At 60.2% G+C, this 11,048-nt stretch carries 9 protein-coding genes; 6 read left to right on the top strand and 3 right to left on the bottom strand.

Translation table 11 applies throughout. The features are described 5' to 3' along the window. Nucleotides 1–579 precede the first annotated feature (579 nt). The 3 genes from ACFCU0_RS05210 to ACFCU0_RS05200 all read left to right on the top strand — a co-directional run bounded on the left by ACFCU0_RS05210 (nt 580) and on the right by ACFCU0_RS05200 (nt 2,492). A complete protein-coding gene (locus tag ACFCU0_RS05210) occupies nt 580–702 on the top strand; it encodes a hypothetical protein (RefSeq protein WP_434972608.1) in 123 nt (40 codons plus the stop codon). A gap of 99 nt (nt 703–801) precedes the next feature. Further along, the gene (locus tag ACFCU0_RS05205; RefSeq protein WP_434972607.1) at nt 802–1,296 is read left to right on the top strand and encodes a hypothetical protein; all 495 of its coding nucleotides are present in this window, start codon (nt 802–804) and stop codon (nt 1,294–1,296) included. Nucleotides 1,297–1,592: 296 nt separating this feature from the next. After that, nucleotides 1,593–2,492 (top strand): WD40/YVTN/BNR-like repeat-containing protein, encoded by a 900-nt coding sequence (locus ACFCU0_RS05200; RefSeq protein ID WP_434972606.1) that lies wholly within the window; start codon nt 1,593–1,595, stop codon nt 2,490–2,492. Between the two features lie 70 nt (nt 2,493–2,562). Here the strand turns inward: ACFCU0_RS05200 and ACFCU0_RS05195 are convergent, their stop codons facing one another. Continuing rightward, nucleotides 2,563–3,684 (bottom strand): calcium/sodium antiporter, encoded by a 1,122-nt coding sequence (locus tag ACFCU0_RS05195; protein ID WP_434972605.1) that lies wholly within the window; start codon nt 3,682–3,684, stop codon nt 2,563–2,565. Between the two features lie 376 nt (nt 3,685–4,060). Between ACFCU0_RS05195 and ACFCU0_RS05190 the strand changes: the two genes are divergently transcribed. The 3 genes from ACFCU0_RS05190 to ACFCU0_RS05180 all read left to right on the top strand — a co-directional run bounded on the left by ACFCU0_RS05190 (nt 4,061) and on the right by ACFCU0_RS05180 (nt 6,410). Beyond that, the gene (locus tag ACFCU0_RS05190) at nt 4,061–4,660 is read left to right on the top strand and encodes a carboxymuconolactone decarboxylase family protein (protein WP_434972604.1); all 600 of its coding nucleotides are present in this window, start codon (nt 4,061–4,063) and stop codon (nt 4,658–4,660) included. Next, nucleotides 4,650–5,516, top strand: a complete 867-nt coding sequence (locus ACFCU0_RS05185) for an RNA polymerase sigma-70 factor (protein WP_434972603.1) — start codon at nt 4,650–4,652, stop codon at nt 5,514–5,516. Before ACFCU0_RS05190 ends, ACFCU0_RS05185 begins: the two co-directional genes overlap by 11 nt. A 399-nt stretch (nt 5,517–5,915) precedes the next feature. Continuing rightward, the gene (locus ACFCU0_RS05180; RefSeq protein ID WP_434972602.1) at nt 5,916–6,410 is read left to right on the top strand and encodes a hypothetical protein; all 495 of its coding nucleotides are present in this window, start codon (nt 5,916–5,918) and stop codon (nt 6,408–6,410) included. A gap of 10 nt (nt 6,411–6,420) precedes the next feature. Here ACFCU0_RS05180 and ACFCU0_RS05175 read toward each other — a convergent pair whose 3' ends face one another. Beyond that, nucleotides 6,421–7,008, bottom strand: coding sequence for a Crp/Fnr family transcriptional regulator (locus tag ACFCU0_RS05175; RefSeq protein WP_434972601.1), 588 nt, complete (start codon nt 7,006–7,008; stop codon nt 6,421–6,423). 188 nt (nt 7,009–7,196) lie between these two features. Next, the gene (gene metH, locus ACFCU0_RS05170) at nt 7,197–11,003 is read right to left on the bottom strand and encodes a methionine synthase (protein WP_434972600.1); all 3,807 of its coding nucleotides are present in this window, start codon (nt 11,001–11,003) and stop codon (nt 7,197–7,199) included. Nucleotides 11,004–11,048: the final 45 nt, after the last annotated feature.

The raw sequence follows: 11,048 nt of genomic DNA, 5'->3' as shown, positions 1-11,048 counted from the left end.
CTATACTGGATCTCCGGCGGCGACTTCTCAAAAGACAACCTGATTAGCTCCTGCATCCGCGACCAGGATCGGACGGACACCGAGCTGCAGCTGGAAAATGTTCGACGTGCGGCGTAGGGTTCGGTCGTTGAGACGTTGGTATGTTATCGCGTTGTGCGTTGGCGCGGTAAACCGTTGGGGCGTTAGTCATTCTGGTGGGTTGGGTACTCAGATCTAACTGCTTCCGCAGGTCCATACGTTCGCACTATCATACCTAAACACAGCTGAATATCGGCTGTCTGACGCTGGTGGTGCTCGGGTGCGAGGTCACGTCCTCAACCGATGCACCTCCCGGGGAATCGTCCTCCGCCCGGTGACGACTCAGCGTGCGATTGTAATTTATACACGGGGTCGTCGCCGAACGGAACTACGGTTCACGACCGGTGTCTACGGCGCGTTTTCTTTCAGACGTGCTCATTATACCCCATCGCCTCTGCGGAGGACTCCATGGACCGCTTTCCTTCTTGTTGCTTCGCCGTGGGGATGGTCGTCCTCGCTGGATCTCATCTGCCTGTATCGGCGCAGTCGACACCTCCGCTCTTGGCTGGCGACTCGTCTCCGGAGGACACAACCATGCTCGTGGATGCGCCCATGGTAGACGTGGTCCCGGCTCGCTTCGTCGTTGATATCGATGGATTAGAGAGCGGCTTCCCCGATGATTAGAAGGCGGGCGGACTGATTCCGCACGCTCTTCGTGCTCGCGAGAACGTACGCATCACGCGCGACGCCATTGCCACGCTCCGGACCCCCGATGGCACACCTGTGAAGGTTGCTCTTGACTCGATGTTTTCGGTGGTCGTTGCGGAGCTGGCAGCACTTGATCTTAAGTTTCTCTCGCCTGACACGTTGCGCGGGACCGTGCCGTATGTGCTCGGGTACCCGATCGGTAACGCATCCTCGGTCGTCGCGGACGGCGCGCACGACCGAGCGATAGAGATCGACATCGACGTGACGGTCCCGGACCAAGGCGCGGCCTACTGGGCGGTTGTAGGTACCGGTCGGTCGAGGACGAAAGGACGCCCCGAAGTGTACCTCCGCATTCGTTACGCGGATTCGAGTGGAGAAACGTGGCGCGAGAAAGTACGCGTCCGGTCGAAGGAACGCGTCGAGATCGGCGAAAGGTGGCTCCTCGGTGTTCATACAAATCGCGACGGCTCCGATGCATCGTCGCTCTCGTCACTCACGCGAGAAGCAACTCGCCGGATCGTGCAGAAGCGCATCGATGCGCGCGCTGTACTCGACACAGGCGGACGATAGAGCAATCCGGCCCCGCTTCTGGTGCATCGTGGTGGTAGCGTCTGTACACGTCTCGTGGAGGGTTTAACCTTCCTTTCCTGTCTCTTCTATTGGCCAACCATCTCGTCGGTGTTGGCGATGCCGACATTGTTCTCCGGGAACGCTTCCCGGTGTATCCAGCCATGAACACGTGTTTTCGAAATTCTCTTTTCATTTGTATAACGGCGGTGATGCTCGGGTGCGATGCCACATCCACAACAGATCCCCCGCCACCTGCTGAGCCCCCCGATCCGACCGCATGGAGAGAGGTAGCTGTCGTGCCTGAAACCATTGTAGATGCCATCGCCACCGACGGCACCATCGTCTACGCCGCATCGCTGAGCCGTGTGTTCACCAGCGCCAACCGTGGGGACACATGGCACGAAACGACGCCGCTCCCCAGCGAGGTCACCATTGGAGCGCTCGAGCTGACCGAGGGTCGGCTATTCGCCGGTACGCTCGGGTACGGTGTGTTTGAAAGCCCCGATCAAGGGCGAACGTGGACGCCCAGAAACAACGGTCTGTCTTCGATGAGCGATCGCCGCGTTCTTGCGTTTTCGGTACGCGGGAATCGCTTGTATGCAGGAACAGACGGGTCGGGAATATTCGACTACGACTTGAAGTCGAATGCTGGCTGGACCTCGTTTCGGTCAGGCATCCCGTCCAACCTTTCGTGGAATGTGGGGGATATCGTCCGCGTCGGTTCTCGTCTTGTGGCCGGAGCAGGTGGGAACGGGGCTGTTTATCTACACGACGAAGGGGCACCCGTGTGGCGAGAGGTGAGCTACGATGTCGAGATGCCTGGGTCGCTCCGACTTGTCTTTGACGCCGAAGCGATACCATCCGTCGAGGACCCCGTCATCTTGATCGGGGCCACGTCGGGTCTCTACCGTAGCGTCGACCGCGGGGAAACGTGGTCCCGGTTTGACCCAGATGCAGGGTCCATCAGCAACATATCGTTCGCATATCACGACTTCCTCGTCGTGGCAGCGGTTACGAATGCCGGGCGTGGAACGCGTTTGTATGCAAGCCGGGATCGTGGAGAAACGTGGAGGTCGGTCGTCGAGCTTCCCGGCGTCTTCGTCGTCGACCTGAAGGTTGTGGGAGACCGGTTGTACAGCGGGCGCCTCGATGGACTTTGGCACCTTCCCCTTGCGGCTTTTGACGAGACGGAATAGAACAGGCGATGTCGCCCCTCTTGCTCTACGGCGATGCGTGGCCTGCAGGAAAGGCGTGGAGACCAAGAGGTTACGTCCGCTCCTGCCAACGTCGGAACGCCGTCATTCCGAGTCCTAGGACGGTCAGGGGAACAACGAAGAATCCCACAACGACCGTAAAGGTAGAGAGCGCGGGATGTGCGGTCGCGGTAACAACCAGGTACGTCGTATACGCGACGTAATACCCGGCGAAGAGGACGCCTTCCCATCGGCTGACGACATGCCCGGTCAGGAAAATCGGGAGGCAGGCGACGGCTACCGCAATCATTACGGGGAGATCCATCCACAGCACTCCCGGCGCTACAGAGATTCCATCGGGTGCCACCATCGCAGAGCAACCGAGTACGGCGAGCAAGTTGAAGATATTGCTCCCGACTACATTTCCGACCGCGATGTCTCGCTGGCCCCGCAGGCTTGCAAGCATGGATGTCGCGAGTTCGGGAAGCGACGTCCCACCGGCGATAATCGTGAGGCCGATGACCAGTTCGCTAAGTCCGGCGGCCTGCGCGATGGCAACGGCGCCCTGGACCAACCACTGAGCCCCGAGCACGAGGAGCCCGAGACCGCCAAGGGTGAGCAGGCCAGCGATCCAGACGTTCATCTCAGACGCTGGAGAAGTGTGGGAGGAGGAACCGGTGTCGGTGGCGACATCACCCCGAGCCGAGCCTGTCGACACCGCGACCGGTGGCTGGTGTGCGTGTTCGGACGCCGCTGACCGCCCCTGCAGGATCTGGTAGATCGTAAAGATGACGATGCCTCCCGTCAGCAGGGCGCCTTCCCATCGTCCGATTATACCGTTCAGTGCGAAAGCGAAGACGAGGACGGACACGCCCAACATGAGAGGGACGTCACGCCGGACGAGGTCGCTCGACACGACAAGGGGGGCGGCCAGAGCAGAAAGCCCGAGGATGAACAGGACGTTGAAGATGTTGCTCCCCACGACATTGCCGAGTGCGAGGTCTCCCTGTCCCGAAACACTGGAGCCGATGCTGACGGCCATCTCGGGAGCGCTTGTGCCGAACGCAACGACCGTCAGACCTACGACGAGAGGAGAAATTCCTGCGCGTCGTGCGATCGACGAGGCGCCGCGGACCAGCGCTTCGGCGCCTCCGACGAGAAGTGCAAAACCACCGAGGAGGAGTAGAACGGTCATGAAGGAAGATGGGTAGGGTATCAACGATTACGGTCGGGCGCGTTCACCACGATCTGACAAGAGTGCGGGATACCGGCGTCGGAGCATGGGGGGACGGCGGATCCCGGTGTCCTCTGAAGAAAAAATCAGAGCATAATGGGGATTTCAATGCTTGCCCGGATTCGTCGCGTATATATTCGCGTTTGTGGTTAGGGAGGGGTCATGAGGTTGACGAGTCGTGCGCGAGGAGAGTGTCCAGGTATTGACCTGGCACCGTGTCCTCAATCCGTTTTGTAACGGTTCCGTGAAGGGGTCGGGAGGTCGTCACGTGGATTCATGCTGATTCGTCCGTACTGTGACACGTTAACTGACTTCTTTCGAAAGCGATTGTCTGGATATGAATAGCACACGTGCTTCGTTTGAAACACCCCGCCTGGAACCGATCGAGCAGCCGGATTCATGGTGGATGCGTTTTGTGTACTGGATGACGGAGCGTGCCCTGGGTCGAGTGGTTACGCCGGTTAAAGTGGTGTACGCGCGCGTCGCCGGTAGTGCTGCCGTCGCGCAGAAGATGAACGCGACGGAAGCGAAGCTGACGATCGATCCGGAACTCCGATTTCTGATAAAAAGCTACGTTGCGGTGCTTAACGGATGCACCTTCTGCATTGACGTCGCCCAGGCGAATGCGAAGGACAAGGACGTGTCCATTGAAAAATACGATGCGCTGTTGCAGTACGAGACGAGCAACGTCTTCTCGGCTGGTGAGCGTGCGGCGCTCGCGTACGTCGAAGAAGCGACCCACTCCACGGCCGTGTCGGAAGAGACGTTCGACGAGTTGCGGACCTATTTCGACGACCGGGCTATAGCAGAGATCACATGGCTCAATGCGATGGAGAACTACTACAACCTGCTGAACCGGCCCTTGAACATCGGATCGGATAACCTTTGTGCATTGCGCTCCGAGACAGACGCGACCCCCGATCGCCATGCAGCCTGATGATACCGAGTTGTTTGAAGAGCAGCGTGAGCGCCTGTTTGGCCTCGCTTATCGCATGCTCGGCACGGTCGCGGCTGCAGAGGATATGGTACAGGATGCGTACGTGCGCTGGCATGATGTCGATTCGGCGGCGATCGAGAATCCATCAGCCTACCTTACCACCGTCGTCACCCGGCTCTGTCTCGACGAACTAAAGTCGGCGCGCAAGCAGAGGGACGCGTACACGGGCCCATGGCTGCCGGCCCCAATCGTTGCCGAGCGCAACGCGACGCTGCCATCAGTGGAGCGCGACAACGCGCTATCCATGGCGTTGCTTGTCGTGCTTGAAGCTCTCAGCCCTGTCCAGCGCGCTGTGTTCGTTCTCCGAGAGGGCTTCGATATCGACTACAGTACCATCGCACGGATCGTCCACCGGTCGCCGGAGCACTGCCGAAAGATAGCGCAGCGAGCCCGCGCGCATGTCGGCGCGCGAAACCGGCGATATAGCACGTCACGCGATGAACAGGAAGCGCTCGTTCAGGCGTTTGTCGATGCGATCGAGGACGGAGACCCGGAGCAATTGGGAACGTTGCTGGCTGAGGACGCGATCTCTTACTCGGATGGCGGTGGTGAGGTGACGGCGGCTTTGCGTCCGATCTACGGACGCGAACGGATCACGCGATTTCTTTTAGGTCTGGCCAGAAAAGCCCGCCCCGATACACGCATCGAACGGGTGAGTGTGAACGGCGACCCCGGGTTTACCATCTACGTCGAGAAAGATGTGCAGAGCGTCTGGAGTTTTGCCAGTAACGACAACGGCCAAATCGACCGTCTCTTCACGGTGCTCAACCCCCAGAAGCTGAGTCACGTGCGCTGACGTGACAGCGGAGAGGGTAGCCGATCAGGGCCCTCGAAGGCCTACGCGTCGACCTCCTGGGGACAGCCGGCGGGTCTATCGCCATCTCCCAGAAGATCGACGGCGTACTGGATATCCATGATCGGTTGCTTTAGCCGCGGCCATATGGGTATGCCAGTCCTCTTTCTCGGTTGGCGCATCGTTCTTGATCAAGATCAATGAGATCACGGAGATACCGCACTAGACTGTCTGTGACGAACATTTCTCATCGACAATGCGGTGTCACGAATGAAACGCTTACTCTTTCTCACCTGTCTATTTCTTCTGGGCCTGTCGTCCGTTTCGGGGGCACATGCACAACCAGACGAACCTGCAAACGATGCATCCACACTGAAAGGAGGTTCTAACGGTGGTTCGTTCATGCTGAAAGCAGGACTCTCCCAACCGGTTCTTCTCAGCGGAGCGAATATGGCGATCTCTTACAAGACGCGTCGGTGGGTGCTGGAATACTCTCACGGCATGGGGTTGAGCTACGACCATATCGGCCGAACCCAGACGGAGCGAGATCAAAATCTCGAACTGAATAGCCCCTGGACAACCGGTTTTGGGGTTGGCTACCGGCTGCCGTGGCGGCTTGACTTTCGTGTCGAAGTGAAGGCCCACCGGTATGACGTAACGACCCCGCGCGGTGAGTCCTTTTCGTACACGACGTTTTCGATCGGTCCGGCGATCAACTACCATCAACCGATATATCGGGGTCTTGGGCTGGACCTAACCATCCGATTCTGGCCGAATGTCGCAAGCACGCTCGACAACGACGAGCGCGAATATACAGGCGATGGCGGAACGAGAAAGATTCATGCGTCCCATGAACTTGGTGTCTTCCCGAACGCGTCGCTCACGTACGTATTCTGACGACGTGCTCTTACAGACGACCACCAGCGCTGAGTCGCTGTCGGATGCGGCTCAGTGCTTCTGGCGTGACGCCGATGTACGAAGCAAGCAGATACAGCGGAACGCGTTGAAGCAAGTGTGGACTTCGGTCCAGTAAGCGTCGATATCGCTCTTCGGCTGAGAACGACTGCATCTCAACCACGCGCATCTCTGCTCCTTTGAAAAGCTCCTCCGCGATGGTTGACCGGAGCATGCTTATGTCCGGATTGGCTTCGACGAGCGCTTCGAACTGTGCACGGGTCAGGGTCAGAATTTCGCAGTCTTCGAGCGCCGTCACCGTCTTCGTCGCCGGTACGTTCTCGAAGAAACTACGGAAGTCGCCGGCCATGCTGTGTTCAAAGTCGAAGCCTACAACATTGCGCCTTCCGTCGCGGAGCGTAGAGTAGAAAACAGCTCCATGATTGATGAAGGCCACCTGCTTTCCCTGCTCGCCTTCACGTACGAGTGCCTCTCCAGCCGTCAATTGAGATGGAGATGCAAGCTGCTTGAGCATTTCCCCGTCTTCGGCTGTCAGGGACGGAACGAAGTCCGTCAGCACTTTTTGGAATTGTTCGTACACGACTCAGATCGTCAGTTCCACAACTCGAAACGTGAACATAAGAGCCGAGGGCACGAGCCCGGAAAAATCCGGATCGCTACGGCGTGCAGTCTGGGGATCAGGTGTTCGTGTCAGGCACGTCGGGCCGCACACCCCCAGTCCCTGGGTTGAACACCCTCGTCTCGTCCACTCGTCCGAATCCACCGGCATCAAGCACCGGCGGGCGTTTCCGGTTCTGTCACCGTCGCGCCGTCGCCCGAGACCGGCAGTTCGTCCGCATCCACGGCGTCGTCGGCGTCGTAGGCAAGGCGCGACGCCAGCCACCGCTCCATCTCCGCGACCTCCATCCCTTTGCGCTCGGCATAATCAGCGACCTGGTCGCGCTCCAGCGTGCCGACGTTGTAGTAACTCGCCTCCGGATGGGCGAAGTAAATCCCGCAAACCGACGCACCCGGATACATTGCAAGATTCTCTGTGAGCGAGATGCTCGTGTGCTTCTCCACGCCGAGCAGGTCCCACATCAGCGGCTTTTCCGTGTGGTCCGGGCAGGCGGGGTAGCCAGGGGCAGGACGGATGCCGCGATAGTTTTCCCGGATCAGCGCTTGGTTGTCGAGGTCCTCGTCCGGCGCGTAGCCCCAGTCGTCCCGTCGGACGCGCTCGTGCATGTATTCTGCAAAAGCCTCCGCCAGTCGGTCACCAATGGCCTGCAGCATGATGGCGCGGTAGTCGTCATCGTTATCCGTGGCGGCATCGACGAGGGGCTGAAGCCCGAGCCCGGCGGTGACGGCGAAGGCACCGACGTAATCCTTGATGCCCGTCTCTTTCGGCGCGACGTAGTCGGCGAGGGCCCGGTTCGGGTGGCCGGATGCTTTCTCCGTTTGCTGCCGTAGCGTGTGGAACGTCGCGGCGACCTCCGTGCGCGAATCGTCCGTGTAAAGTTCGATATCGTCGCCCACGCTGTTGGCGGCGAACAGCCCGAAGATGCCGTTGCACGTTAGCTGCTGGCGGGTGTCGAGTTGGTCCAGCAGGGCGTTCGCGTCGTTGTAGAGCCGGCGTGCCTCGTCGCCTTTTTCGTCATCCTCCAGGATGCGCGGGAACGATCCGCTCAGGTCCCAGGCAATGAAGAAGGGCGTCCAGTCGATGTAGTCGCGGAGCGTTGAAAGCGGCACCTTCGGGAGGACCGTCGTCCCGAGTTTGGCAGGCCGCGTGATCGGGACGTCCTCCCAGTCACAGGTGAACCGATTCGCACGGGCTTCCTCGAGGGAGAGGTGCGTCTTCTTACCGTTGCGCCGGGCGTGCCGCTTGCGGAGCTTCTCGTATTTCTTTTTCACGTCGCCCAGGAACGCGTCTCGCAGATTCTCCGCGAGCAGGTTGCCCGCTACGTTCACGCTTCTCGACGCGTCGAGCACGTGGATAACGGGTCCGCTGTAATGCTCGGAGATCTTAACGGCGGTATGGATTTCCGACGTGGTGGCGCCGCCGATCAGAAGCGGCACGTCGAATCCTTCGCGCTCCATCTCCTTGGCGACATGCACCATTTCGTCGAGGCTGGGTGTGATCAGCCCGGACAGCCCGATGATGTCCGCGTCGTGCTTTCGTGCTTCCTCCAGGATCTTCTGTGCGGGTACCATGACGCCGAGGTCGACCACGTCGTAGCCGTTGCACTGGAGAACGACGCCGACGATGTTCTTCCCGATGTCATGGACGTCCCCTTTCACCGTTGCAAGAAGGACGGTCGGCGTGTCGCGGTCCTCGCGCGGAGCCTCACCGGCGGCCTCGCGACGTGCATCTTCCGCGGCATTCTCCTCCTCGATATAGGGCCGCAGGTAGCCCACCGCCTTTTTCATCACGCGGGCGCTCTTGACGACTTGAGGCAGAAACATCTTCCCGTCCCCGAACAGGTCACCGACCACGTTCATGCCGTCCATCAGCGGCCCTTCGATCACCTCGAGGGGGGCCGGATATTTCTGCCGGGCCTCCTCCGTGTCCTCGACGATGTGGTCGAGGATGCCTTTGACCAGTGCGTGCTCGATGCGGTCCTCGACGGGCTCTTCCCGCCACGCAGCCGTTTCCTGTTCGGCTGCTTCACCGGTGTCGCGTTCGGCAATCTCTTCCGCGATGTTGACGAGTCGCTCGGTGGCATCCTCCCGGCGGTTAAAGACGACGTCCTCAATGCGGTCACGGAGGTCGGGGTCGATCTCGTCGTAGACCTCGATCTGCCCCGCATTCACGATCGCCATGTCCAGGCCTTCCTGAATGGCGTGGTACAGGAAGATGGTGTGCATGGCTTCCCGCACCGGGTTATTCCCCCGGAAGGAGAAGCTCACGTTCGACAGTCCGCCCGATGTCCGGGCGTGCGGCAGGTTCTCCTTGATCCAGCGTACCGCATCCAGGAACGAGGTACCGTACTCATTGTGCTCTTGAATGCCGGTCGCGAGCGCGAAAACGTTCGGGTCGAAGATGATGTCCTGCGGCGGAAAGTCGACCTCGTCCACGAGCAGGCGGTACGCGCGTTCGCAGATCTCGATCTTCCGCTCGTAGGTGTCCGCCTGACCGTCTTCGTCGAACGCCATCACGATCACGGCCGCGCCGTACTTCCGGCAGAGGCGTGCGTGCTCGAGGAATTCCTCTTCGCCTTCCTTGAGCGAGATCGAATTGACGACGGCTTTGCCCTGGACGCACTTCAGGCCGGTTTCGATGACCTCCCACTTGGAGGAGTCGATGACGATCGGCACGCGGGCGATGTCCGGTTCGGCCGCGATCAACTGAAGGAACGTCTTCATGGCCTCGGCGGAGTCGAGCATCCCCTCGTCCATATTGACGTCGACCATCTGCGCGCCGTTCTCGACCTGCTGGCGTGCCACGCTGATGGCGGTTTCGTAGTCGTCGTTCTTGATGAGCTCGCGGAAGCGCCGGGACCCGGTTACGTTCGTACGTTCGCCGATATTGACGAATCCGAGGTCCGGCGTGAGCGCGAGGGGTTCCAGTCCGCTGACGCGCAGCGTCGTGGTTCGGTCGGAGGGCGTACGCGGCGTGTGGTCAGCGGCCACCTGTGCGAAGGCCTCGATGTGGTCGGGGGTCGTACCGCAGCATCCGCCGACGATATTGACCCAGCCCTCCGCGGCGTAGTCGTCGAGTTGCTCCGCCATGAAGTCCGGCGTTTCGTCGTAGCCGCCGAATTCGTTGGGTAGACCCGCGTTCGGGTAGAGACTCGTCAGGCACTCTGCGGCATCGGATAGCTCTTCGATGAAAGGACGCATTTGCTTCGAGCCCAGGGCGCAGTTCAGGCCCACGCTCAGGAGGCTCGACATGTGCGACACGCTCTCGTAGAAGGCCGCGGGGGTTTGGCCGGAGAGCGTCCGCCCGCTCATGTCGACGACGGTGCCGGAGATCATGACCGGCAGTTCGCGACCGAGTTCATTGAACAGGTCCTGAAGGGCCACGAGCGCGGCCTTGCAGTTGAGCGTGTCGAAGACCGTTTCGACAAGGAGGATGTCGACGCCGCCCTCAACGAGAGCTCGCGCTTGCTCAAGGTACGCGTCGTGGATCTTGTCGAACGTGACGTCGCGGTAGCCCGGATCGTTTACGTCCGGAGAGACCGACAGCGTCTTGTTCGTTGGACCGATCGCGCCGGCGACGAAGCGCGGCTTGTCCTCGGTTGAAAACTCATCTGCGGCCTCACGCGCAATCCTCGCGCTCGCCACGTTCAGGTCTCGCGCGATGTGCGAGAGGTCGTAGTCGTCCTGGGCAATCGATGTCGCGCTAAACGTGTTCGTCTCGATGATGTCCGACCCCGCGGCGAGATATTCGCGGTGGATCTCTCCGATGATATCGGGGCGGGTGATCGAGAGCAGGTCGTTGTTGCCCTGCACGTCGCCATCCAGGTCGGCGAATCGCTCGCCCCGGAAGTCCGCCTCCGTGAGGTCGTGGCGCTGGATCATCGTTCCCATTGCGCCGTCGAGGACAAGGATCCGTCGGGCACAGAGGTCGCGCAACGTCTGCAGCAGGTCAGCCATTCCGGGCAAAAAAGGAGAGCGTAAAGAGATCAGAGGGGGTGTAAA

This window comes from Longibacter sp., from assembly GCF_051155795.1.
In the GTDB taxonomy this organism is placed as follows: domain Bacteria; phylum Bacteroidota; class Rhodothermia; order Rhodothermales; family Salinibacteraceae; genus Longibacter.
Note: the sequence above shows the minus strand (reverse complement) of the source record. Positions and strands in the feature narration are given on the sequence as shown.

Excerpts from the sequence above, each read along its gene's own strand:
- ACFCU0_RS05180 (WP_434972602.1), top strand. The coding sequence starts at position 5,916 with ATGCTGAAAGCAGGACTCTCCCAACCGGTTCTTCTCAGCGGAGCGAAT.
- ACFCU0_RS05190 (WP_434972604.1), top strand. The coding sequence starts at position 4,061 with ATGAATAGCACACGTGCTTCGTTTGAAACACCCCGCCTGGAACCGATC.
- ACFCU0_RS05185 (WP_434972603.1), top strand. The coding sequence starts at position 4,650 with ATGCAGCCTGATGATACCGAGTTGTTTGAAGAGCAGCGTGAGCGCCTG.
- metH (WP_434972600.1), bottom strand. The coding sequence starts at position 11,003 with ATGGCTGACCTGCTGCAGACGTTGCGCGACCTCTGTGCCCGACGGATC.
- ACFCU0_RS05195 (WP_434972605.1), bottom strand. The coding sequence starts at position 3,684 with ATGACCGTTCTACTCCTCCTCGGTGGTTTTGCACTTCTCGTCGGAGGC.